The organism is Microbacterium sp. cx-59 (assembly GCF_020805625.1).
Classification (GTDB): Bacteria; Actinomycetota; Actinomycetes; order Actinomycetales; family Microbacteriaceae; genus Microbacterium.
In genome coordinates this window covers 159,838-184,488 of the sequence record NZ_JAJHGO010000001.1, presented here as the reverse complement: position 1 = coordinate 184,488, position 24,651 = coordinate 159,838, and the positions used below count along the sequence as shown (strand labels likewise).

19 protein-coding genes and 1 riboswitch are annotated in these 24,651 nt (G+C 71.0%); of the genes, 12 read left to right on the top strand and 7 right to left on the bottom strand.

Translation table 11 applies throughout. The features are described 5' to 3' along the window. Positions 1-15 precede the first annotated feature (15 nt). Both LMI96_RS00800 and LMI96_RS00795 read left to right on the top strand, forming a co-directional pair. Entirely contained in the window at positions 16-822 is an 807-nt protein-coding gene (locus LMI96_RS00800; protein WP_228360137.1) for a CPBP family intramembrane glutamic endopeptidase, read from the top strand. Between the two features lie 343 nt (positions 823-1,165). Beyond that, positions 1,166-2,203 (top strand): hypothetical protein, encoded by a 1,038-nt coding sequence (locus LMI96_RS00795; RefSeq protein ID WP_228360136.1) that lies wholly within the window; start codon positions 1,166-1,168, stop codon positions 2,201-2,203. Between the two features lie 114 nt (positions 2,204-2,317). Here the strand turns inward: LMI96_RS00795 and gcvP are convergent, their stop codons facing one another. The 4 genes from gcvP to LMI96_RS00775 all read right to left on the bottom strand — a co-directional run bounded on the left by gcvP (position 2,318) and on the right by LMI96_RS00775 (position 8,257). Then, positions 2,318-5,176, bottom strand: coding sequence for an aminomethyl-transferring glycine dehydrogenase (gene gcvP / locus LMI96_RS00790; RefSeq protein WP_228360135.1), 2,859 nt, complete (start codon positions 5,174-5,176; stop codon positions 2,318-2,320). Beyond that, positions 5,173-5,553, bottom strand: a complete 381-nt coding sequence (gcvH, locus tag LMI96_RS00785; RefSeq protein WP_228360134.1) for a glycine cleavage system protein GcvH — start codon at positions 5,551-5,553, stop codon at positions 5,173-5,175. The genes gcvP and gcvH overlap by 4 nt, the downstream gene beginning before the upstream one ends. After that, positions 5,550-6,770 carry a glycine cleavage system aminomethyltransferase GcvT gene (gene gcvT, locus LMI96_RS00780; RefSeq protein WP_228360133.1) on the bottom strand — a complete coding sequence of 407 codons (1,221 nt, stop codon included), beginning with the start codon at positions 6,768-6,770 and terminating at the stop codon, positions 5,550-5,552. Before gcvT ends, gcvH begins: the two co-directional genes overlap by 4 nt. A 155-nt stretch (positions 6,771-6,925) precedes the next feature. Beyond that, a riboswitch (glycine riboswitch) is annotated at positions 6,926-7,020 on the bottom strand. Positions 7,021-7,075: 55 nt separating this feature from the next. Further along, a complete protein-coding gene (locus LMI96_RS00775; RefSeq protein ID WP_223720706.1) occupies positions 7,076-8,257 on the bottom strand; it encodes a MarP family serine protease in 1,182 nt (393 codons plus the stop codon). 119 nt (positions 8,258-8,376) lie between these two features. Between LMI96_RS00775 and LMI96_RS00770 the strand changes: the two genes are divergently transcribed. Genes LMI96_RS00770 through LMI96_RS00745 form a run of 6 tightly spaced genes read left to right on the top strand, consistent with a single transcriptional unit; the run spans position 8,377 to position 15,089 of the window. Next, positions 8,377-9,141 (top strand): NUDIX domain-containing protein, encoded by a 765-nt coding sequence (locus LMI96_RS00770; protein ID WP_228360132.1) that lies wholly within the window; start codon positions 8,377-8,379, stop codon positions 9,139-9,141. Next, complete coding sequence (gene nadA, locus LMI96_RS00765; protein WP_228360131.1) at positions 9,138-10,466, top strand: quinolinate synthase NadA; 1,329 nt, start codon at positions 9,138-9,140, stop codon at positions 10,464-10,466. The genes LMI96_RS00770 and nadA overlap by 4 nt, the downstream gene beginning before the upstream one ends. Beyond that, positions 10,463-12,115, top strand: a complete 1,653-nt coding sequence (gene nadB / locus LMI96_RS00760; protein ID WP_228360130.1) for an L-aspartate oxidase — start codon at positions 10,463-10,465, stop codon at positions 12,113-12,115. Before nadA ends, nadB begins: the two co-directional genes overlap by 4 nt. After that, entirely contained in the window at positions 12,109-12,975 is an 867-nt protein-coding gene (gene nadC / locus LMI96_RS00755; protein WP_223720702.1) for a carboxylating nicotinate-nucleotide diphosphorylase, read from the top strand. The genes nadB and nadC overlap by 7 nt, the downstream gene beginning before the upstream one ends. Positions 12,976-12,981: 6 nt before the next feature. Then, complete coding sequence (locus LMI96_RS00750; RefSeq protein WP_228360129.1) at positions 12,982-14,127, top strand: cysteine desulfurase family protein; 1,146 nt, start codon at positions 12,982-12,984, stop codon at positions 14,125-14,127. Beyond that, a complete protein-coding gene (locus tag LMI96_RS00745; protein WP_228360128.1) occupies positions 14,124-15,089 on the top strand; it encodes a glycosyltransferase family 2 protein in 966 nt (321 codons plus the stop codon). Before LMI96_RS00750 ends, LMI96_RS00745 begins: the two co-directional genes overlap by 4 nt. Positions 15,090-15,138: 49 nt before the next feature. Here the strand turns inward: LMI96_RS00745 and LMI96_RS00740 are convergent, their stop codons facing one another. Beyond that, positions 15,139-17,031, bottom strand: a complete 1,893-nt coding sequence (locus LMI96_RS00740; RefSeq protein ID WP_374197899.1) for an ABC transporter ATP-binding protein — start codon at positions 17,029-17,031, stop codon at positions 15,139-15,141. 184 nt (positions 17,032-17,215) lie between these two features. Here LMI96_RS00740 and LMI96_RS00735 point away from each other — a divergent pair, with 184 nt between their 5' ends. After that, positions 17,216-18,715 (top strand): MDR family MFS transporter, encoded by a 1,500-nt coding sequence (locus tag LMI96_RS00735; RefSeq protein ID WP_228360126.1) that lies wholly within the window; start codon positions 17,216-17,218, stop codon positions 18,713-18,715. A gap of 529 nt (positions 18,716-19,244) precedes the next feature. Beyond that, a complete protein-coding gene (locus LMI96_RS00730) occupies positions 19,245-19,484 on the top strand; it encodes a hypothetical protein (RefSeq protein ID WP_228360125.1) in 240 nt (79 codons plus the stop codon). A 46-nt stretch (positions 19,485-19,530) separates the two neighbouring features. On the opposite strand, the gene LMI96_RS00725 is transcribed toward LMI96_RS00730, so the two are convergent. Next, entirely contained in the window at positions 19,531-20,895 is a 1,365-nt protein-coding gene (locus LMI96_RS00725; RefSeq protein ID WP_228360124.1) for a phosphotransferase, read from the bottom strand. Positions 20,896-21,083: 188 nt separating this feature from the next. Between LMI96_RS00725 and LMI96_RS00720 the strand changes: the two genes are divergently transcribed. Then, a complete protein-coding gene (locus LMI96_RS00720; RefSeq protein WP_228360123.1) occupies positions 21,084-22,478 on the top strand; it encodes an APC family permease in 1,395 nt (464 codons plus the stop codon). Between the two features lie 133 nt (positions 22,479-22,611). Further along, a complete protein-coding gene (locus tag LMI96_RS00715) occupies positions 22,612-22,956 on the top strand; it encodes a LysR family transcriptional regulator (protein ID WP_223720694.1) in 345 nt (114 codons plus the stop codon). 15 nt (positions 22,957-22,971) lie between these two features. Here the strand turns inward: LMI96_RS00715 and LMI96_RS00710 are convergent, their stop codons facing one another. Then, positions 22,972-24,639: an ABC-F family ATP-binding cassette domain-containing protein gene (locus tag LMI96_RS00710; RefSeq protein ID WP_228360122.1), complete on the bottom strand. Its 1,668-nt coding sequence runs from the start codon at positions 24,637-24,639 to the stop codon at positions 22,972-22,974. Positions 24,640-24,651 lie beyond the last annotated feature (12 nt).

The following is a 24,651-nucleotide window of genomic DNA, read 5'->3' as shown; positions in this document are numbered from 1 at the left end:
TGGCAGGCTGACCGGGTGCAGAAGCGCCCCTTCGGAGTGTTCGATCCCGCGCCCGTGGGCGGCGCCGCGCGCACCCGCATCCGGTGGGAGATCTGGCTCGTGCTCGCCGTTTCGGTCGGGCAATCGGCGCTGTACTCGGTGCTGTCCTTCATCCGGACCGTGCAACGCTCGCTGGAGACGAACCAACCCGTCGGGGCGCAGCAGACGCAGCTCAACCCCGCGCGCGACGCCGAGGCCCTCTGGGACGCGCTGTACCAATTGCTCGACATCGTGTTCTCGCTCGCGGTGGTCGCGCTCGTCGTGTATCTGCTGTGGGAGCCGGGGTCACGTGCGCTCGCGCGCATCGGGCTGGACTTCCGCCGCATCGGCGGCGACGCCGGCCGCGGTCTGCTGCTCGTCGCGGTGATCGGGATTCCCGGGCTCGGGCTGTACGTCGCGGGCCGGCTGCTGGGCGTCACGGTCGGCGTCGTCGCGTCGCCGCTGGATGCCGCCTGGTACACGGTGCCGCTGCTCATCCTCGCCGCGGTGCGTGCGGGCCTCACCGAGGAGGTCATCTTCCTCGGCTACCTGTTCGACCGCCTGCGCCGGCTGGGCTGGAACTGGTGGACGATCATCCTGGTCACCGCGGGCCTTCGCGGGCTCTACCACGCGTACCAGGGCGTCGGATCGATCGTGGGAAACATCGCGATGGGCATCGTCTTCGGCTGGTGCTACCGACGCTGGGGCCGGGTCATGCCGCTGGTCATCGCACACACGGTGATCGACGTCTTCGCCTTCGTCGGCTACCCCCTCGCCGTCGCGCTCTGGCCCGGCATCTTCTAGCCCCGGCGCTGGCGTGGCGGCGGGTGGCCCCGCTCGCCGCCGCCGGTCGCTCAGGCCGGGAACACCGCATCCGACCGCGAGACGGGATCTTCGCGCCGAGACCGTGGGGTAACCCCGCCCGGGCCGCGCGGAGGGCCCGGGGCGCCCCCCGGCGCGGGTGTTTCCGCGCGCCCCCCCTGGGTTGAACCCCCCCGGTCTCGGCGCGAAGATCCCGTCTCGCGGATGAGGGGGAAGGGAGAGGCGTCGGGCGCACCAGTCCTCCCCAGCCGGGCGATGCGCGGGATCGTCCACGGATGGGAGCCGGGGTCACCTGCGGAAGCACACGGAGGCCGACCATGGCGGGATGCTGACACCTCTTCGCCCCCTCACTGCACTGCCCGCACCGATTCCGCTCCTCAAGGCGCGAGACGTTCCGCATCCGGAACGTTCGATCGCCCGAGGCGAGCTGACCCCGGTGCGGCGGGGAATCTACGCGAGCACCACCCACTGGAATGCGCTGGCGCCGTGGGACCGATACCTGGCTCGGGTACATGCCGTCGCTGTGAGCTGGCCCGATGCCGTGTTCAGCCACGAGTCGGCCGCCGTTCTCCAGGGGCTTCCCGTGTTCGGAGACCCGATCATCGTGCATCTCATCGCCGGGCCGGGCGCGACGTCGGGAGTGAACGGCGGTATTCGAGTTCACACCGGCGGTGCTTCCCGAGAGCTCCACGTGCGGGACGGCCTCCTGATGACCTCGCCCATCGACACCGCGGTCGATCTGGCTCGATCACGGCACGAGGTCGTCGGGTTGAGCGCGGCGGATGCGGCGCTCCGGACCGATCCCACCGCCACGGTCGAGGCGTTGGTCGCGCGAAACGAATCGCGTCACAGTAGCCGCGGACGGCGACACGCACGCTGGGCCCTGCACCGTGCCGATGGTGCGGCCGAGACGGTCCTCGAGTCCGCGAGCCGCGCGGCCGTGGAATGGCTCGGCTACCCCGAACCCGAGCTGCAGTGGCACTTCGGATCGACCGCATACGGCGAGGAGCGATCCGATTTCTGGTGGCCGGGTGCGCGTCTGGCGGGCGAGGCGGATGGTGATCTGAAGTACGACGGCCGCTTCGGCGACGCACCGGCGCTCTTGCGGGAACGCAGACTGCGAGATACCCGCATCCGCCGTCGGGCACGTGCCGTGGCCCACTGGGGATGGACCGACGTCGCCGATTTCACGGCGCTCGACGGCATCCTTCGCGGAGCGGGTCTCGTCCGCACGTTCGGCGAGGACGTCGCTCGACTCGCGGGAATGCGCCATGCGCTCGCCGGACGCCCGTTCCCGGGAAGGACCGCAGACCGGCTCGCGCCACGCCCTCCCGCGAGACGGGATCTTCGCGCCGAGACATAGGGGTTACCCCCCTGTCTCGGCGCGAAGATCCCGTTTCGCGGTCGGGGAGGGCGGATGGGAGCGCCCGGCGGCCCGGCCCGCGCAGTCTCGCGGCCAGGCCGAACCCGCGCGGGGTCAGGCGAAGGCCTCGGGCGGGGGGCAGGCGCAGACGAGGTTGCGGTCGCCGTAGGCGTTGTCGATGCGGCGCACAGGCGGCCAGTACTTCGAACGCACGAGCGCCGGCACCGGGTAGACAGCCTCTTCCCGGGTGTACGGATGCGGCCACTCCCCCACGATGACCGCCTGCGCGGTGTGCGGCGCGTTCACGAGCGGATTGTCGCCCGCCGGCCAGCGACCGTCGGCGACCGCGAGCGCCTCGGCCCTGATCTGGATCATCGCCTCGATGAACCGTTCGATCTCGGCGAGATCCTCCGACTCCGTCGGCTCGACCATGAGCGTGCCCGCGACCGGGAACGACATCGTCGGGGCGTGGAAGCCGTAGTCGATCAGACGCTTGGCGACGTCGTCGACCGTGGCCCCGGTCTGCTCCCGCAGCGGGCGCAGGTCGAGGATGCACTCGTGCGCGACGAGTCCCGCGTCACCCGCGTAGAGCACCGGGTAATGGTCGCGCAGACGCACGGCGATGTAGTTCGCCGCGAGCACGGCTGCGCCGGTCGCGTTCCGCAGACCCTCGGCGCCCATCATCCGCATGTACGCCCACGAGATCGGCAGGATGGATGCGGAACCGTACGGTGCCGCAGAGATCGGCCCGCCCTCGAACACGAACCCGCCGGCGTGCTCGGCCCGCTGCGCGAGCGGATGCGAGGGCAGGAACGGCGCGAGGTGCGCCTTCGCCGCGACCGGTCCGACACCGGGACCGCCGCCGCCATGCGGAATCGCGAACGTCTTGTGCAGATTCAGGTGCGACACGTCGCCGCCCAGGTCGCCGAAGCGCGCGAACCCGAGCAGCGCGTTCAGGTTCGCGCCGTCGACGTACACCTGCCCGCCCGCGTCGTGCACGGCGGCGGTGATCTCGAGCACGTCGTGCTCGTATACGCCGTGCGTCGACGGGTACGTGATCATGAGCGCCGCGAGCGTCGCCGCATGCGTCTCGATCTTCGCGCGGAGATCGGCGAGGTCGACGTTGCCGGCCTCATCGCACGCGACGACGACGACCTTCATGCCGGCGAGCACGGCGGATGCGGCGTTCGTACCGTGCGCCGACGACGGGATGAGGCAGACCGTGCGTTCGGTCGACCCCTGCGCGAGGTGGTACTGGCGGATCGCGAGAAGCCCCGCGAGCTCGCCCTGCGACCCGGCGTTCGGCTGCAGTGAGACGGCGTCGTACCCGGTGACCTCGGCCAGCCAGCCCTCGAGCTGCTCGATCATCACCAGGTAGCCGTGCACGTCGGCCTCGGGGGCGAACGGATGCACCTGCGAGAACTCCGGCCACGACACCGCCGCCATCTCGGTCGCGGCGTTCAGTTTCATCGTGCACGATCCGAGCGGGATCATGCCGCGATCGAGCGCGTAGTCGCGATCGGCCAGCGTCTTCAGGTACCGCATCATCGCCGTCTCGGAGCGGTGCGCCGAGAAGACCGGGTGCGTCAGGTACTCGTCGACCCGGTGCAGATCGGCGGCGACCGCAGCGAGAGGTTCCGCGTCCGCGAGCACCGGCGCGGGCCCGTCGCCGAATGCCCACGCGACAGCGGCGAGGTCGGCCTCGGTCGTCGTCTCGTCGACCGAGACACCGACGGTCGTCGCGTCGGCGCGGAGCAGGTGCACGCCCCGTGACCGGGCGCGGTCGACGACGGCATCCGCATCCGGCACCTCGACGCGAACCGTGTCGAAGAACGCCGCGTGCTGCACAGTGAGTCCCCGCGCGCGGAGGGCCGCAGCGAGCGCGTCGGCCGCGCGAGCAACGTCGGTCGCGATCGCGCGGAGCCCCTCGGCCCCGTGATAGACGGAGTACATCGCCGCCATGACGGCCAGCAGCACCTGCGCGGTGCAGATGTTCGACGTGGCCTTCTCCCGACGGATGTGCTGCTCGCGCGTCTGCAACGCGAGCCGGTACGCGGGGTGGCCGGCGGCGTCTTGCGACACCCCGACGAGGCGTCCGGGCATCTGCCGTTCGAGTCCCGCGCGCACTGCCATGTAGCCGGCGTGCGGGCCGCCGAAGCCGAGCGGCACACCGAAGCGCTGGGTGGTTCCCACCGCGATATCGGCGCCGAGCGAGCCCGGCGAGCGCAAAAGGGTGAGTGCGAGCAGGTCGGCCGCGACGACCGCGCGCCCGCCCTGCGCCTGCACGTCGCCGATCACGGTCGACGGGTCCCAGACGCGTCCGGATGCGGCCGGGTATTGCACGAAGACACCGAACGGTGCGGCATCCGCGGGAAGACCGTCGTCGGCCAGCGCGGCCTCGACGATCTCGATGCCGACGGCGGCCGCGCGGTGGCGCAGCAACGCCAACGTCTGCGGGAGCGCGTCGGCGTCCACGACGAACACGTTCGAGGCGGACTTCGAGGCGCGGCGGGCGAGCAGCATCCCCTCGACCACGGCGGTCGATTCGTCGAGCATCGAGGCGTTCGCGGTGGCGAGTCCGGTGAGATCGGTGACCATGGTCTGGAAGTTGATGAGCGCTTCGAGGCGCCCCTGCGAGATCTCGGGCTGGTACGGCGTGTACGCCGTGTACCAGGACGGGTTCTCGAAGACGTTCCGGGAGATGACCGACGGCGTCAGCGTGCCGTAGTACCCGAGCCCGATCATCGCGGTCGCCGGCCGGTTCTGCGCGGCGAGCGTGCGCAACTCGGCGAGCGCCTCGGCTTCTGTCGCCGCGGCGGGGATGACGGAGGCGTCGAGCGGCTGTGCGTGGATGGATGCGGGAACAGCCGCATCCACGAGCGCCTGCACGCTCGGGTACCCGAGCGCCGCCAGCATCGTGTGCTGCGCGGCCGCATCCGTGCCGATGTGGCGGTCGGCGAAGGTCTGCGTCACTCGGCTCCTCCGATGAGGGCGAGGTAGCCGGCGCGGTCCAGGAGCCCCTCGGGCACGGCGTCGCCGAGGTCGACGCGGACCAGCCAGGCGCCGAACGGATCGGCGTTCACGAGCGACGGGTCGTCGTCGACGGCGCCGTTGACCTCGATGACGCGGCCGGCGACGGGCGCGTAGAGCTCGCCGACGGACTTGGTCGATTCGATCTCACCGCAGATCTGCGCGCCGGTGAGCTCGGCACCGATCGCGGGCAGCTCGACGAAGACGACGTCGCCGAGCTTCTCGGCGGCGTAATCGGTGATGCCGAACGTGGCGATGCCGTCGGCGATCGACACCCACTCGTGCTCGGCGGTGTAGGACAGGGCGTCGAGATCGGTCATTTCTTCCTCCGGTAGAAGGGCAGGGCGGTGACGGTCGCCGGGATGGCGGTGCCGCGGACGTCGATGAACAGTTCGGTACCCGGCGCGCTCGCGTCGGGGGTGACATAGGCCATGGCGATCGGGTGGCCGAGCGTCGGACTCAGCGCACCGCTTGTGATCTCGCCGAGGTGCGCGCCCTCGGCGTCCACGACGGCGTAGCCGGCGCGTCCTGCCCGCTTGCCGGCGGAGACGATCCCGACCAGGACGGCGGATGCGGCGTCCGCTCGCGCGGCGAGTCCGGCGCGCCCGATGAAGTCCTCGTCACCCGAGGAGATCACGCGGGCGAGGCCCGCCTGGGCGGGGGCGATGTCGCGGGCGAGTTCGTGCCCGTAGAGAGGCATTCCCGCTTCGAGGCGCAGGGTGTCGCGCGCGGCGAGACCGGCCGGGACGAGGCCCTGCGCGGCCCCGGCCGCGAGCAGTGCGTCCCACAGCGCGGGGGCCGCATCCGTCGGCACGAGCAGTTCGAAGCCGTCCTCGCCGGTGTAGCCGGTGCGGGCGACGAGCACGGGCTGCCCCTCGAACGCCGCCGCGCGGACCGCGTAGTAGCCGAGCTCGTCCAGGTGCCAGGCCTGCGGCTCGTCACCCTGGCGACGCGCGGGGGCGACGAAATCGAGACCGGCCACATCCGCCAGGATGGCGGCGGCACGCGGGCCCTGCAGCGCCAGCAGCGCCGACGCCTCGGAGGCATCCTCGATGCGCACGTGAGTGCCGGCGACGAATCCGAACGCGCCGTCTGCCGTGACGGCGGGCGCCGGAGAGGGGAAGACGTCGAGCGCAGCGGCGAGCGCGCCCGCCACCTCCGCGTGGTTTCCCGCGTTGGCGATGATCAGGAAGTGGTCGTCGCCCAGCCGGTAGACGATCAGGTCGTCGACGATGCCGCCGTCGTCGGCCAGCAGCAGGCTGTACTTCGCCTTGCCGAGCGGCATCGTCGAGATGCGACCGGCGAGCGCGAAGTCGAGGAACGCGGCGGCGTGCGACCCCTCGATGACGAACTCGGCCATGTGCGATACGTCGAACAGCCCGGCCGCTTCGCGGACGGCGCGGTGCTCGGCGAGGTCGGACGAATAGCGCACCGGCATCATCCAGCCACCGAAGTCGGTGAAGCTGGCGCCGAGTGCCGCATGGCGCTCGCGGAGCACGGTGTATCGGGGAGGAGCGGTCGATGGAGCGTCGGTCATGAGTTCTCCCGGATCGGGGCGGGCAGGCGGGTGCCTGAAGAACTCCCCCTCTGTCATGGGCCTGAGAGTTTCACCTCCGCGCCGACGAATCGGATGCGGGGGTTTTCACCGTCGGCGGATGCCGAGACGCGCTCGACATCGCTTTCCAGAGTGGCCTGATCGTGGCGGTACGCGTACCTGAGAGATTGGCGGGGAGGCTTGCTCCTTCGGTGCTCGGCTGGTGTCACCGAGGCTCTCCCGCAACGATCATGGGGCCGATATTCACGTGTGGCGCCCAGCATAGCGGGCGCGGGCACCGATTCCGTTCAGCCGACGCAGGCGCCTGTCGCGACCGCATCCGAAAGGCCGGGAGCGGCGGCGACGACCGGTGCGAGCGGCGTCGTCGTCATCGCGTACCCGATGTCGGAACCGTCGTCGGCGCGGGCGAAGACGACGCCGGCGACCTTTCCGGCCGCGTCGAGCACAGGGCCCCCGGAGTTGCCCGGGCGAACGATCGCCGTGAGGGCGTAGGTCTCGCGCGGATTGTCGCCCTGGCCGTAGATGTCGGGCACGAGCACCGTGCCGACCGAGCGGACGGATGCGGTCCCCATCGTGAAGGGGCCGCCGTAGGGATACCCCTGCACGACTCCGGCGCCGCCGATCGCGAGGTTCGGGGCGAGACCGATCGGGCTGGCGTCGAGCGCGTCGACGGCGATGACCGCGAGGTCGGCGGTCGCGTCGAAATAGACGACCCGTCCTTCGCGTGCGGGACGGCCGGGAAGCTCCACGACGGGCGCGTCGACGCCCGCCACCACGTGCGCATTCGTGACGAGGCGGTCTTCTGCGATCACGAATCCGGTGCCGGTGAGGCTGCGACCGCACGAGTAGGCGGTGCCGGCGATCCGCGCGACGGACTGGGCGGAGGCGCTGAGCGCCGGGTCGTCGAGATCGACCGGCGCCGCCGTCGGGCCGACGGGAAGGGTGTCGAACAGCGCCCCGAATTGCGGCAGGCCGTCGTCGATGACGACCGAGCGCACCTGCGCGAGTGCTTCATCGACGGGGCGCGGGGTGAGGTCGTCGATCGTCCGCAGCACGACGGAGGAGCCGACCGCCGACGAGACGAACGGGATGCCGGTGGTCGCGACGGCCTGACCGGTGAGCGACAGGGCGAGGGCGACCACGACGACGTTCGCCACGCCGCCCAGCGCACGGTCGATCCCTCTGAGTTTGATCCGGTCGACCCCGCGGCGGAGCGCGCCGCCGACGGCCGCCCCGAGCGCGGCGCCGCCGAAGAGCAGAAGGGCGATGATCGCGAGCGTCGCCCAGGCGCGGCTGACATCGGAGGGCAACAGTCGGCCGACGACGGGCACCAGCCACCAGGCGGCGAGACCGCCGAGCACGAGTCCGACGAGCGCGCCCGCGCTCGCGAGGAGGCCGCGGCGGAGCCCCACGACCAACGCGGAAACCAGGACGAGCGCCAGCACGACGTCCAGCACGATGGTGATCATTTCCGCCTCCTGGATCAGGGTACGGGGCACTTCCTGAGCCGTTGCCGTAACTCGGCGGCGACCCGGGTTTGATCTTCAGGTCACCATGACACTAAGATCGGCACGGAGATAAAGTCACCATGACACGAACCGGTAGTGCCGCCCCCGTCCGCGCGGATGTCGCGACCGACATCACGCGCGTCGCCGTGTCGACGGTCATCTTCAGCCTGCGCCGCGGAGCCGACGACGCTCCGCAGCTCGTCCTGCCGCTCGTCCGCCGCACCCGGGATCCGTTCGAGGGACTGTGGGCGCTGCCGGGCGGATGGCTCGACATCGCCGAAGACCTCGAGGATGCGGCATCCCGCACCCTCGCCGAGACGACCGGCCTCACCCCCAGCTATCTCGAGCAGCTCTACGCCTTCGGAAACGTCGACCGCTCCCCCTCGCGGGTCGTGTCGATCGTCTACTGGGCGCTCCTGCGCGCCGACGAGGTCGATGCCCAGGTCTCCGCGCACGCCGCCGGGCGGGATGCGCCCGAGAACGTCCGCTGGTTCCCGGTCGCCGGTCTCCCCCCGCTCGCATTCGATCATCAGCAGATCATCGACTACGCGCTCTGGCGGCTGCGCAACAAGGCCGGCTACAGCCGCGTCGCGCACGGCCTGATGACGGATTGCTTCACGCTCGCCGATCTTCGCGAGGTCTATGAAGCGATCCTCGGTCGCCGCCTCGATCCGGCGAACTTCCGGCGTCAGGTCGAGAACTCCGGAAGCCTCGTCCGCACCGACGCGTTCCGCACCGGAAATCACCGCCCCGCACGTTTGTACCGCCCCCACGCGGGCGCCGAGCTCGCCGATCGCGGCCCGCTCTCCCCCGCATCCGCACCGCACGAATCGAGCACGAGATGAGCCAGGCCACGCTGACCCTGCAGCCCCGCCCGATCGACCCTTCGGTCGATCATGAGATCCAGGCGATCGTCGCCGGGGCGGGCACCGCCTCGACGTGCAACACGGATCTCGCCGCCGGACCCTGGTCGTTCGACACGCGCCCGGGGTACGGCCCCGGCGCTTCGATGGGCGACGTCATCCCGACCGGTTCGCCCCGCCAGGGTCAGCTCCCCCAGGAGTACCGCGACGCCTCCGACGACGACCTCGATGCCCGCATCCGTGCCGCCAAGGCGACGCTCGGAGATCGCGTCGTCGTTCTCGGGCACTTCTACCAGCGCGAGGAGGTCATCCGGCACGCCGACTACGTGGGCGATTCGTTCCAACTCGCGGGGGCCGCACAGGCACGCTCCGAGGCGGAGGCGATCGTCTTCTGCGGGGTGCACTTCATGGCAGAGACCGCGGACCTCCTCTCCGGCCCCGACCAGGCCGTCATCCTGCCGAACCTCGCCGCCGGCTGCTCGATGGCCGACATGGCCAACATCGACCAGGTCGAGGAGTGCTGGGAAGACCTCGAAGACCTCTACGGTGACCTGGACACTCCGGATGCCGACGGCCTGCTGCCCGTCATCCCGGTGACGTACATGAATTCGTCCGCCGCGATCAAGGGGTTCGTCGGACGCCACAACGGCATCGTGTGCACCTCGTCCAACGCTCGCACGGTGCTCGAATGGGCGTTCGCGCGCGGACGCCGGGTGCTGTTCTTCCCGGATCAGCACCTCGGGCGCAACACCGCGAAAGCGATGGGCATCCCGGTCGAGCGGATGCCGATGTGGAACCCCACGCGTCCGCTCGGCGGAAGCGACGAGCAGACCCTGCGGGACGCGCAGGTCATCCTCTGGCACGGCTTCTGCTCGGTGCACCGCCGGTTCACGGTCGATCAGATCGATCAGGCGCGCCGCGAGCACCCGGGTGTGCGCGTGATCGTGCACCCGGAGTGCCCGATGGCCGTGGTCGACGCCGCCGACGAGGCCGGATCGACGGACTACATCCGGAAGGCCATCGCTGCGGCCACCGAACCCACCACGTTCGCGATCGGCACCGAGATCAACCTCGTGCAGCGACTCGCGGCCGAATACCCGCAGCACGAGATCTTCTGCCTCGATCCCGTGGTGTGCCCCTGCTCGACGATGTACCGCATCCACCCCGGCTACCTCGCTTGGGTGCTCGAGGCGCTCGTGGCAGGTCAGGTGCTCAACCGCATCACGGTTCCGGCGTCGGTCGCCGACCCGGCCCGCGTCGCGCTCGAGCGGATGCTGGCCGCCAAGCCCACCGGTCTCGGCCGGTGAACGCCCCCCGCACGGCGCAGGCGATCGTCGTCGGCAGCGGCATCGCGGGACTGACCGCCGCCCTTCGCGCCGCCCGGAACGGTGTCGCGGTCACCCTCGTAACGAAGGACCGCCGCGACCACGCGGCGACGCACTATGCGCAGGGCGGCATCGCCGGCGTGATGACGGCGACCGACACCACCGAGGAGCACCTGCACGACACGCTGACCGCGGGCGCGGGTCTCACCGACCCGGTCGCGGCCCGCATCCTCGTCGAGGAGGGGCCCGCCCGCATCCGGGATCTGATCGATGCGGGTGTGCCGTTCGACCGGGATGCGGTGGGCGTGCTCCGGGCGGGCCTCGAGGGCGCGCACTCGCACCCTCGCGTGCTGCACGCCGGGGGCGATGCGACGGGGGCCGCGATCGAGCGCACCCTGCTCGAGCGCCTCGCCGAGAGCGACGTGACCGTGATCGAGCACGCGTTCGTCCGCGACCTCGTCGTGACCGACGGCCGCGTGACGGGCGTGGAGGTGCTGATGGGCGGACTTCGCCGCACGCTCACCGCGGATGCGGTCGTGCTCGCGACGGGCGGCGCGGGGCAGCTCTACCCGCACACGACCAACCCGTCGGTCGCGACCGGTGATGGGATCGCGCTCGCGCTCCGCGCGGGGGCGGCCGTCGCCGATCTCGAGTTCGTGCAGTTCCATCCGACCGTGCTCGCCGTCGGCGCGCCGTTCCTCGTCTCCGAAGCCGTCCGCGGCGAGGGGGCGACGCTGATCGACGCGCACGGCCACCGGTTCGCGCGGGACGCCCACCCCGACGGCGAACTCGCCCCGCGAGACATCGTCGCGCGTGCCATCGCAGCGCAGGACGACACGGTGTTCCTCGATGCGACGGGCCTCGGCCGCCCCGACACGGCGCGGTTCCTCGCGACCCGCTTTCCGACGATCGACGCCGCCGTCCGCGCGCGCGGCCTCGACTGGGCGACCGAGCCCGTGCCGGTCACGCCGGCCGCGCACTACCTGATGGGCGGCGTCGTCACCGACCTGCAGGGACGCACGACGCTGCCGGGCCTCTACGCAGTGGGCGAGACCGCCCGCACGGGCGTGCACGGAGCGAACCGGCTCGCCTCGAACTCCCTGCTCGAAGGCGCGGTGTTCGGCGCCCGCGTGGCCGACGCGATCGTCGCCGACGCGGGCGCGGATGCCGGAACGTGGGCCGGCCCGGCCGCCCCTCCCATCGCTGCTGTCGGTGCTGTCGCTGCTCCGGAGCCGAGCGCACCCGACGCCGCCGGCATCCGCCCGTTCCACCGCGCGGCCCTGCAGGAACTCATGTGGCAGCACGCCGGCCTCGTCCGCGACGCCGAAGGCCTGCGGCACGCCGCCGACACCCTCGCGGGCTGGAGCGCCGAAGACGACCGGGCGACGGATGCGGTCCCCGCGCTCGAGGACTCGAACCTCCTGCGGGTCGCGACGGCCGTGGTCGACGCAGCACGACGACGGACCGCGTCGGTCGGTGCCCACTTCCGCCGCGACGACGCACCCGCCGAGCCGCGCGACCCGGCGTCGGCGCTCCCGTCATCGCGCACGCCCTCATCACGCACGGCGACGACCCGCACGGCATCTCCGCGCACGACTGTGCCCGACCGGGAAGAGGCTCCCGCATGCTGACCCGCACCACGATCGACCGTGTCGTCTCGGCCGCGCTCGACGAGGACGCCCCCTGGGGCGACCTGACGAGCGAGTCGCTCATCCCGGCCGAGGCCGTCGCGACCGCCGAACTGGTGGCCCGCGAGCCGGGCGTGTTCGCGGGCGGCGACGTCTTCGCTGCCGCGTTCGCGCTCACCGACCCGTCGGTGCGCGTGGAGCTGCTCGTCGCCGACGGCGGGGCCTTCGCCACGGGCGACGTTCTCGCCGTCGTCACGGGCCCCGCCCGCTCCGTGCTCACCGCCGAGCGGGTGGGCCTGAACTTCGTGCAGCGGATGGCGGGCATCGCTACCCTCACGGCCGCCTACGTGGCCGAAGTCGCCCACACCGGCGCGCGGATCGCCGACACCCGCAAGACCACCCCGGGTCTGCGCGCGTTCGAACGTCACGCCGTCCGCTGCGGCGGCGGCCACAACCATCGCTTCTCGCTGTCGGATGCGGTCATGGCCAAGGACAACCACCTCGCGGTGCTGACCGCATCCGGGGTCTCCGTCACGCAGGCCCTCGAGAGCGCGATCGCCCGCCTGCCGCACACGACCCACGTCGAAGTCGAGGTCGATCGACTCGACCAGATCGAGGCGGTTCTCGCCGCCGGGATCGGCACGATCATGCTCGACAACTTCTCGCTGGACGATCTGCGCCGCGGCGTCGAGCAGGTCGCCGGGCGGGCGACGATCGACGCGTCCGGCGGCGTCACACTCGAGACGGTGCGCCAGATCGCCGAGACCGGCGTCGATGTGATCTCCGTCGGCGCGCTCACCCACGCGGCCCGCGGACTCGACCTGGGTCTCGACATGCGCGTCGCGCTGCCGACCGAGGACTGACGCCCGATGGCGAGCCTGTACCTCGACAACGCCGCCACCACGGCCGTGCGCCCCGAGGTGCTCGAGGCGATGCTGCCCTACTGGACGCACGCGTTCGGCAACCCCTCCAGCCACCACGAGGTCGGCGAGGAGGCGGCCCGCGCACTCGCCGACGCGCGCGCCCGGGTCGCCGAGGTGATCGGCATGCGCGCGGGAGACGTGATCTTCACGTCCGGCGGCACGGAGGGCAACAACCTCGCTGTGAAGGGCATCGCGGTCGCCGCTCGCCTCGCCCGCGGCGCACGGCACGTGGTGACGACTCCCCTCGAACACGAGTCGATCCTCGAGTCCGTGGCTGCCCTGGAACGCGTGCACGAATTCACCTCGACCCGGGTTCCGGTCGACGCGTACGGACGGGTGAGTCCGGATGCGGTCGCCGCCGCGCTCCGCGACGACACGGCTCTCGTGAGCGTCGGCTACGCGAACAACGAGGTCGGCACCGTGCAGGACGTCGCCGGGATCGTGGCCGCCGCGCGGGAGCGCCGCATCCCGGTGCACCTGGACGCCGTGCAGGCCGCCGGGTGGCTGCCGCTCGCGGGCCTCGGCGTCGATGCCCTCACGATCGCGGGCCACAAGGTCGGCGCCCCGAAGGGCACGGGGGTTCTCGCGGTGCGCGGCCGCATCCCGCTCGAGCCGCTCCTGCACGGCGGAGGGCAGGAGCGGGGTCGTCGCAGCGGCACCGAGAACGTCGCCGGCGCCGTCGGGCTCGCGACCGCGCTCGAACTCGCCGAACGGGAACGCGAGGAGTCCGCGGCGCGCGTGCGCGCTCTCCGCGACGCGTTCATCGCGCGGGTCGCCGCGCTCGTGCCCACGGCGCGCCTGACCGGGCACCCGAGCGCGCGGCTCCCCGCCTCCGCGAGCTTCACCTTCGCCGGCACGAGCGGTGAGGCCGTGCTGCTCGAACTCGAGCGCCGCGGCGTGGTCTCCTCGAGCGGGTCGGCGTGCGCCGCCGGCAGCGACGAGCCCTCGCACGTGCTGATCGCGCTCGGCATCGCCCCCGCCGTCGCCCAGACGGCCGTGCGCTTCACCTTCCCGCACGACCTGTCCGCGTCCCTCGACGCGGTCGCGGATGCGGTCGCCGCATCCATCGCCGCCGTACACTCGGGGCCGTGACCACCGCCGCCCTCATCACGATCATCGTGCCGGGATACAACGTCGCCCCCTGGGCGGCGGAAGCGCTCGCCTCGCTGCGGGCACAGACGCTCACCGAGTGGACGGCGGTGCTCGTCGACGACGGGTCGACCGACACGACCGGCGCGATGTTCGACGCGGCAGCCGCCGCCGACCCGCGATTCCGGGTGATCCGGCACGACCGTCGCCGGGGCCTCGGCGCCGCCCGGAACGCCGGACTCGCGCTCGTGCAGACGCCGTTCATCGGGTTCCTCGACGCCGACGACGTGCTCCTCCCCGGCGCGCTCGCCCGCCTGGTCGCGGTGCTCGATGAGACCGGCAGCGACCTGGTCGCGGCGGCCTACGTGCGGCTGCGACCGGACAGTTCCGGCGGATATGCACCCGGCCTCGTGCAGCCGTGGGTGGCGGCCGCGACCGCGCCCGAGCGCCGCGGTGTCACGCTCGAAGAGCACCCCGACGCCTCCGCCAACGTCGTCGCTTGGTCGAAGGTGAGCCGTGCCGCGTTCTGGCGCGACAGCGGCATCCGTTTCCCCGAGGGGCGTCTGTACGAAGATCAGGTCGTCGCGCAGACGATGTTCGCGCGGGCACGCCGCTTCGATGTGGTGCCCGACGTCGTCGTGCACTGGCGTGAACGCGGCGACGGTTCCTCGATCACGCAACACGAGAACCGCCTCGACGTGCTGCGGGACTGCCTCGACGCGATGAGCGAGGGCCTGCACGTGCTGGAGAGCACCGGCCACCGCCGCGCGGCGCACGCGCGGCTGGGTCAGATGCTGCGGATGGATGTGCCGCGCCTCACGCGGATCGCCTCCGAGCATCCGGATGACGCCTACCGCCGCGCGCTCGGCGTCTTCACCCGCGATCTCTTCGACCGCGCCGAGAGTGGATCCATCCCGCTCGCCGACGACGCGCTCACCGCACTCGCCGCCGCCCGCCTCTGGTAGGGCAGCCCGGTCGGGGCAGCCCGACACGGCGGGCCGGGCAGGGGTTGGGTCAGGCGCTCTCGTCGACGATGATCCGGGCGGCCGCGATCTGCTCGGCCGCGAGATCGGCGTAGAGCCCGCCGCGGGCGAGCAGATCCTGGTGGGTGCCCGACTCGACGATGCGCCCGCCGTCGACGACGTGGATGACGTCGGCCCCGACGACGGTCGACAACCGGTGCGCGACGGTGATCGTCGTGCGACCGTGCGCGGCGGTGTCGAGGGCGGCCTGCACGAGACGCTCCGAGACGGTGTCGAGCGCCGAGGTCGCCTCGTCGAGAAGCAGCACCGGCGGGTCCTTCAACAGCACCCGTGCGATGGCGATGCGTTGCTTCTCACCGCCCGACAGTCGATAGCCGCGCTCCCCCACGACCGTGTCGTACCCCTGCTCGAATCCCTCGATCACGTGGTGGATGTTGGCGGCGCGGCACGCGGCTTCGAGTTCCGCATCCGTCGCGTCCGGCTTCGCATACCTCAGGTTCTCGCGGACGGTCGCGTGGAACAGGTACGTCTCCTGCGACACGATGCCGATGCGATCGATGATGGATGCGGTGGTGAGGTCGCGGACGTCGGCTCCCGCGAAGAGCACGCTGCCGGCGCTCGCCTCGTAGAGCCGCGGCACGAGGTACAGCACGGTCGTCTTCCCGGCCCCGCTCGGGCCGACGAGCGCGACGTGCTGGCCCGGCTCGGCGACGAACGAGACGTCGGCGAGCGTCGGCCGCGACTCGTCGGTCGCTCCCGGGTAGCGGAACGACACGTTCCGCAGCTCCACCCGCCCGACCGGGCCGGGAGCCCCGGCGACGTCGATCGCGCCGGGCGAATCCTGGATCGCCGGCCTCAGGTCGAGGTACTCGAAGATGCGCGCGAAGACCGCCGCCGAGGTCTGCAGATCGAGCGCCACGCGCATGAGGCCCATGAGCGGCTGCAGCAGGCGCGCCTGCACCGTCGTGAACGCCACGATCGTGCCGGCCGTGATCGTGGCGGCGCCGTCCGCGCCGTCGGAGAGGAAGATACCCGACATGAGGTAGATGACGGCGGGCACGCTGGCGATGATCACGCCGACGAGCGCGAAGAACCCCTGCCCGCTCATCGCCTGTCGCACCTGCAGCCGCACCTGCACGAGACTCTCGGTGCGGTACCGGCGCGACTCGTCGCCCTGTCGGTTGAACGACTTGGCGAGCAGGATGCCGGACACGCTCAGGCTCTCCTGGGTGATGGCGGACAACTCCGACAACGACTCCTGCGTCTGGCCCGCGATCCGCGCCCGCACCTGCCCGACCCGGCGCTGGATCAGCGCGAGGATCGGCATCATGAACACGGCGACGATCGTCAGGCGCCAGTCGATCAGGATCATCGCGACGAGCGAGGCGATGACGGTGACCGTGTTGCCGAGGATGCTCGTCATGGTGTTCGTCAGCACGTCCGACACCGCGCCGACGTCGTTCTGCAGACGCGACTGGATCGCCCCGGTCTTGGTGCGCGTGAAGAAGCCCAGCTCCATGGCCTGGAGATGCTCGAACAGGCGCACCCGGAGGTCGCCCGTGACGTTGTTGCCGACGGTAGAGGTGAGCCAGGTCTGCAGCACCTGCAGCCCCGCGGAGAAGAAGAAGAGGGCGGTCATGATGCCGACCAGACGCAGCAGCAGACTCATGTCGACCGCACCGCCGTCGGTCGGGAAGAGCGCGTCGTCGAAGATGCGCTGCACGATGAGCGGCGGCACGACCGCGATCGCCGCACCGATGACGACGAGACCCGCCGTGAACACGAGACGGGTGCGGTAGGGCCGGAACAGCGCCGCGACGCGGGCGCCGAGGTGGTCGATGCGCGGCGCCTGCGCGTTGACCGCGCGCTGACTCGATGCATCCGCACGGCGGAACGACACAGGACGCTGCGGTCCCATGGGCATGCTCATCCGCACAGCCTAGATCTGTCTCGCGCACGCCGGCCCGGAAGTGGCGGGAGCGACCGCGGCGGGCGGGCGGATCTGCATCCGTTCACGAAAACGGGAATGCGATGTCACCGGCCGCCGTTAGTCTTCACGTTCGCCGGTTCCGGCACATCCCCGTACCCCGCCTCTTGAGGAGACGACGATGCACGTCGATGCCGTTCAGACCGGTTCCCTTTCTCGCCCCGGCACCGCCACGCCGGTCACCCGCAACGACAACCGCGTGATCTGGTTGCTGCTCGCCGCCGCGTTCGTCGCGATCTTGAACGAGACGACGATGGGTGTGGCGATCCCGCACCTGATCACCGACCTCGGTATCACCGCGGTGCTCGCCCAGTGGCTGACGACGGCCTTCATGCTGACGATGGCCGTGGTCATCCCGATTACGGGCTTCCTGCTCCAGCGCCTGACGACTCGCGCCGTGTTCGTCACGGCGATGTCGCTGTTCTCCGCCGGCACCCTGATCGCTTTCCTCGCTCCCGGCTTCGAGGTGCTCCTGATCGCCCGCGTCGTGCAGGCCTCCGGCACCGCGATCATGATGCCGCTGCTCATGACGACCGTGATGACCCTCGTTCCGCCGCAGACGCGGGGGCGCATGATGGGCCGTATCAGCATCGTCATGGCCCTCGCCCCGGCGATCGGCCCGACCCTTTCGGGATTCATCCTCGACAACTTCAGCTGGCGCTGGATCTTCGGCGTCGTTCTCCCGATCGCGCTCGTCGCGCTCGGCGTCGGCGCGCGCCTGATCCACAACATCGGCGAGAAGCGCCGGGCGCGGGTCGACATCCTGTCGATCGTGCTGTCGGCGTTCGGTTTCGGCGGCCTGGTCTACGGTCTCGCGCAGATCGGCGGCGGCTCGTCGCACGGCGGCGGAGCGGATGCGGACGCCGCCGCAACGGCATCGGCGCTCACCCTCTGGGTGGCGCTCTCCATCGGTGTGGTGTCGCTCGCGCTGTTCGTGTGGCGTCAGCTGCGCCTGCAGAAGACCGACGACGCCCTGCTGGATCTGCGCGTCTTCCGTTCCGGCAACTTCTCGCTGTCGGTCGCGCACTTCGCCGTGATGTCGCTCGCATTCTTCGGCACGATTACCGTGCTGCCGCTCTTCGCGCAGAACGCCATGGGCCTGAGCCCGCTCGAAACCGGCCTCGTCGTGCTACCCGGCTCGCTCGCCATGGGCCTCGCTGGCCCCCTCATCGGCCGGATCTACGACCGCTGGGGCCCGCGCGTGCTGCTGCTCCCCGGGTCGATCCTCGTGGTGGTTCTTCTCTGGGTCTTCACGACCCTGAGCGAGACGACGCCGATCTGGGAGCTGCTGGTCACCCAGACGTTCCTGTCGCTCGGTCTCGCAATGTCGTTCACCCCGCTGTTCACGGCGTCGCTCGGCTCGCTCGAACCGCGCTTCTACTCGCACGGCAGCGCGATCGTGAGCACCGTGCAGCAGGTGGCGGGAGCCGCCGGCATCGCCGTCATGATCACGATCATGAACGCCGGCTACGTTGCAGGTGCGGCGAGCGATCAGGCCGCGTGGGCGGCGGGTGCGCGCGGAGCGTTCCTGTTCGCCGCGATCGTCGCGATTCCGACGATCATCAGCGCGTTCTTCATCCGGAAGCCCGACGACAGCGTGGGGATTCCGGCCGGTCACTGACCGCGTCAGGCGATCAGGCTGCCGGCAGCACCGGAGTGATCGTTCGGGATTGTGCCCCGGTGATCACCCGGCGCGAGGCGTCGGGACGATCAGACGCTGCAGGAGCCGCCGCCGCAGCATCCGGATGCGGCATCCTCGATCACCGGAAGAAGGTTCTCGGGGGCGGGAGCGGGCTGGAGCTGGATCGGCTGGGGTGCAGACATGCTCACCATGCTAGACCCGGTGCTCGCCTCCGCGGGCCGAGCGCCGTTCGGCGCGCTCGGGCACGGCCTCGCCGAGGGGCGACCGGGACGCTGTGCCGCGATGGCACGGCCCTGCTCGGCCGCCCGCGTGCACAACTCGGGAAGAATCGACCCATGAGCCACGTCACGACCGGCCTGCCCTCCCGTTCTGCCATGTTGCGCACGGTCACCCGGCGGTTCCGGTGACTTTTCCGAGCGCGCAATGGTGCCGCAGCCGGTCGCACGGCGCGGTGTGCACGCGCCCCCGCGGCCACGCCGGTCTACACAACCGCGCGGGCACGAGCCGAATGTGGTCGGACCGGCAGGCGGATGCGGCGGCGTGCCCCGGCTCCGGCACTCCCGCAGAGCCCGCGCACCCGCTGCCGAACGGTTTTCCGCACGGGCGCGCGCTCTGCCCGGAGTGCTGGGGGTTCGCCGCGGTGGCCGACGGCGTGCTCGCACTGCACGATGCGTTTCGCGGAGCGGAAGATGACACCGAGGCCGCCGATCGCGCCGCCTGGTTCAACGTCTCCGGCTGGAGTCGCTGACCACCCCCCTCGCTCGACCGCCCCGATCGCGTTCGGCCGCGCCCGCTCAGACCGGGGGCGAGGAACGATCGACGAGACGGGTGATCGCCGTCAGCGGGATCCCGATCCACGCCGGGCGGTTGCGCACCTCGTAGATCGCCTCGTACACCGCCTTGTCGATCTCGAACGCGTCGAGCAGCGCGCGACGCGAACGTACGTCGTCGCCGGATGCGGCCACGTACCCGTCGAGGAACGCGTTCCTCGCGGTGGAGGCCCAGGATGCCGCGTCGATCGGTGGGGTCTCTTGCGCGAGCGAGCCGGCGACGTAGTCGAACGAGCGGAGCATTCCGGCCACATCCCGAAGCGGAAGGTCGGGGCGTGATCGCTCCGGCATCGGCCGCAGCGGCTCCCCCTCGAAATCGAGCAGGACCCAGCCGAGCTCGGGCGAGCGCACCGCCTGGCCGAGGTGCAAATCGCCGTGGATCCGCTGCAGCGCCGGCCAGGCCATCCCCGCGATGGCGCGATACAGGGCCTCGATGCGCGGAGCGAGCGGCTCGAGCGCCGGAACCTCGCGCACGGCGATCGCGAGGCGACGGCGCAGGCTGACGAGCGCCGATTCGATCTCGGCCGGGCCCGCGGGAACGACCGGGAGGGCGCTGCGGAGCGTCGCGTGCACCTCCGCGACGGCCACACCGAGATCACGGGCCGGGATGCTGAAGTCCTCACCGCGCGAGGCGGCATCCCGCGCGACGACCCAGGCGTCCTGCAGCCCGGAGAGGAACTCCTGCGCGAAGGCCAGGTGTCCGCGCGCCTCGCCGTCGGCGCGACCGGGATCCGGCCAGGTGCCGACGAGCGCTCCGAGCGATGCCGGCACGCGGTGCGATCCGGCGGCGGTCAGAGCGCTCTGGGTGGTGACGTCGGGGTTCTCGCCGTGGTGCAGCACCCGGAAGACCTTGACGATCGCGGTCGGCGTCGACCCGCCCTCGACCTCGCAAACGAGCGACGTGTTCGATTGCTCTCCCGAGAGCACGTGCGCCCGCGTCACTCGACCGGGCGCCGAGAACACCTGCCCGCGCAGGCTCGCACCGGCAACGTCGACCCGGGCACTGTCGGCCATCGCGGCCACCAGGGCCTGCGCATACGCGGCATCGTGGGGTCCGTCGTAGAGCCACCGATCGCCCACTCGACCGATCAGGGCGCCCGCGCCGTCATCGACCGCCGCCGAGCGGGACACGACGGGCACCTGGTACAGCACCGGCGCCTCGTGCGCTTCGTCGATCACGAGGTGGACGGCGATCTCCGCATCCGGGTCGGGCGAGGGAACCGCCATCGCGGCGATGACCCGAAGCCGGGGCACGCGTCCCTTGGTCGCGTACCAGCGCTGACGAGGCAGCCATTCGGAAAGAGTGTCCAGGTCGACAGTCAGCGTCATGACGCCATGCTGGCACGGGCGACTCCGCATCCGGTCGCCCTTGATTCCGGCGGTCGAAAACTCTAGGCAGTGCCGGCACGCGATGCATCACGAAAGCGACGTCCGCGCGCGACTAGCACACTGAAGGGCACCGCGGCAACCGTGGCCAGGTCGTTGCGTGCGAGCGTCGAAGCCGCTGAAGTGGTGCGATGGCAACGGACATCTCAGCGAGCGAAGCGAAGAGCGGCGGCGGACTCAAGCGCGCGGTCGGCGGGTGGTTGTTGTTCGCCTTCATCGTGGGCGACACCCTCGGTGCCGGCATCTACACACTCGTCGGCACGATGGCGGCGGATGTCGGCGGTGTGATCTGGCTGCCCCTCCTGATCGCCCTCGTAGTGGCGCTGCTGACGGCCGGTACGTACGCCGAACTCATCACCAAGTACCCGCACGCGGGTGGCGCCGCCCGCTACGTGGACCGGGCGTTCCACATCCCTTACCTGTCGTTCCTCGTGGGATTCCTGATGATGGCGTCGGGCATCACGACGGCCGCGGCCCTCGCGAACGCGTTCGCGGGCGACTACCTCGCCGCGCTCATCGACGTGCCGGCCGCCCCCGCCGCGGCCGTCTTCATCGTCCTGCTGACGCTCATCAACCTCCGGGGGGTCAAAGAATCGCTCAGCGCCAACTTCGTCGCCGCCATCATCGAGGTGTCCGGTCTCGTGATCGTCATCGTCGTCGCGGCGATCGCCTTCGGCGCCGGAAACGGCGACCCCGGCCGCATCTTCGAGTTCGCCCCGGACGTGCCGCCACTGCAGGGCGCGTTCGCCGCATCCGTCATCGCGTTCTTCTCGTTCCTCGGGTTCGAGGCCGCCGCGAACATGGCCGAAGAGGTCAAGAATCCCTCCAAGAACTACCCGCGCGCGCTCTTCGGCGCGATCATCACGGCGGCCGTCGTGTACCTGCTGATCGCCATCGGTGCTGTCATCGTGCTGCCGCCCGCAGAGCTCGCCGAATCGAGTGGCCCGCTGCTCGACGTCGTCGCGGCGAGCGGAGTCGGGGTGCCCGCGTGGCTCTTCGGCATCATCGCGCTGATCGCGATCGCGAACGGTGCCCTGCTCTTCATGGTGATGGCCAGCCGCGTGGGCTACGGCCTGGCGCGTTCGGGACTCCTCCCCCGCGCATTCGGACGCGTCCTGCCGAAGCGTCAGACCCCGTGGGTCTCGATCGTCGTCGTCGCGGGGGCCACGATCGCCCTGTCGTTCCTCGGCGATGTGTCATCGCTCGCCGAGACGACCGTGCTGCTCCTCCTCCTGGTCTTCCTCGCGGCGAACGTGAGCGTGCTCGTGCTGAAGAAGGACAAGGTCGAGCACTCGCACTTCTCCGTGCCGCGCGTCGTACCGATCCTGGCGATCATCGCGAGCGTCGTGCTGCTCGCCCAGCAGTCCGGTGCCGTGTGGCTCGGTTCGCTCGTCTACATCGTCATCGGTTCGGTGCTGTTCGTCATCGCGCGACTGAAGCGCAACAGCGAGGTGCGCTCCGAGACCGCCGAGCTGCAGACCATTCGCGACGCCGGCGATGCGCCGGGAACGAACACCGACGCGTAGTACGGGTGGTGTCTGCGGGGCGGATGCGGTCCGCCGCCCCGCAGGGCCGATCGCCGGCGCCTTCCGCGGGGCCGCGCACCCGGCGTTAGCCTGGGTACGGTCGCCATCCGCATCGGCCGACGAAAGGCCCCCTGTGAACCTCACGCTGCTCGAGCGCTTCGTCGCCGTCGCCGAAGAACTCCACTTTCCGCGCGCTGCGGGCACCCTCGGCATCCCGCTCGCCTCGCTCTACTCGTCGATCGACAAGCTCGAATCCGAGATCGGGCAGCCGCTGATCACCCGCGATGCCCCGACGACGCTGACGCCCGCCGGGGCGCTACTGCTCGTCGATGCCAAGCAGGAGATCGCCGCCGCGCCCGCCCCCGCGAAGAAGCCGGTCGTTCCGGCGGGCGGCAAAGCGAAAGCATCAAAGGGCAAAGGGCGCACGCCCGTGGTGAAGGGCCAGCCGAAGCCGTACAAGAAGCGCCAGGGTCGCTGACCCGCCGCATTCCTCCTACGCTTCGGTGACCTGACCGCCGTCGACCCGCCAATGCCGATCGGTGCGCACCGTCGAGAGCATGCGGCGATCGTGCGTGACGAGCAGAAGGGTGCCGTCGTACGACTCCAGCGCCTGCTCGAGCTGTTCGATGGCCGGCAGATCGAGGTGGTTCGTCGGCTCGTCGAGGACGAGGACGTTGATCCCCCGGGCCTGCAGGAGGGCGAGCCCCGCGCGCGTGCGTTCGCCCGGTGACAGCTCATCGACGGGGCGCCCGACATGGTCGGCCTTCAGCCCGAACTTCGCGAGAAGCGTGCGCACGTCTGCGGAGGCGAGCGTCGGCACGAGCGCTTCGAAGGCATCCGCGAGCGGCTGCGTCCCGGCGAGCAACGACCGCGCCTGGTCGATCTCGCCGATCTGCACGTTCGCGCCCAGGCTCGCGGTGCCCTCGTCGGGCTGCTGGGTTCCGAGCAGCGCACGGAGCAGGGTCGACTTGCCGGCCCCGTTCGGGCCGGTGATGCCGATGCGCTCCCCCGCGTTGATCTGCAACGAGACCGGGCCGAGGGTGAACGAGCCCTGGCGGAACACCGCACCGGAGAGCGTCGCGACCACAGAGCTGGAGCGCGGAGCCGCCCCGATCGTGAACTCGAGCTGCCACTCCTTGCGCGGCTCGTCGACCTCGTCGAGTCGCGCGATCCGACTCTCCATCTGCCGTACCTTCTGCGCCTGCTTCTCGCTCGACTCGGCAGCGGCCTTGCGCCGGATCTTGTCGTTGTCGGGCGACTTCTTCATGGCGTTTCGCACGCCCTGACTCGACCACTCGCGCTGCGTGCGGGCGCGGGAGACGAGATCAGCCTTCTTGTCGGCGAACTCGTCGTACTTCTCCCGCGCGTGGCGGCGCACCGTCGCGCGCTCCTCGAGGTACGCGTCGTATCCGCCGCCGAACACGCGATTCGACGCCTGCGCGAGATCGAGCTCGAGCACGCGGGTGACCGCGCGCGCGAGGAACTCCCGATCGTGACTGACCAGCACGGCGCCGCCCCGGAGTCCGCGTACGAACGCCTCGAGCCGCTCGAGTCCGTCGAGGTCGAGGTCGTTGGTCGGTTCGTCGAGCAGCACGACGTCGAAGCGACTGAGCAGCAGAGCCGCGAGCCCGACGCGCGCGGCCTGCCCGCCCGAGAGAGAGGTCATGGTCGCCACATCCGCCGGCACGCCACCGAGATCGAGCCCCAGATCGGCCAGCACCACGGGAAGGCGCTCATCGAGGTCGGCCGCGCCGCTCGCGAGCCATCGGTCCAGCGCCGTCGAGTAGGCGTCGGCGGGGTCGATGCCGGAACCCTCCGCGAGCGACGGGTCGCCGAGCGCGGCGGCGGATGCATCCATCACGCGGGTCGCTTCGGCACAGCCCGTGCGCCGGGCGATGTAGGCGGCGACCGTCTCTCCCGCGACGCGCTCGTGCTCCTGCGGAAGCCAGCCGACGAAGGCGTCGGCCGGGGCGAGCGAGATCGTACCGCCCTGGGGCTCATCGATGCCGGCGAGCAATCGCAGCAGCGTCGACTTTCCGGCGCCGTTCGCGCCGACCACCCCGACGACATCACCGGGGGCGACGGTCAGATCGAGCGAGTCGAAGAGCGTGCGGTGGCCGTACCCGCCGGCCAGGTCTCGGGCGACGAGTGTGGCGGTCATCCGTCAATCCTG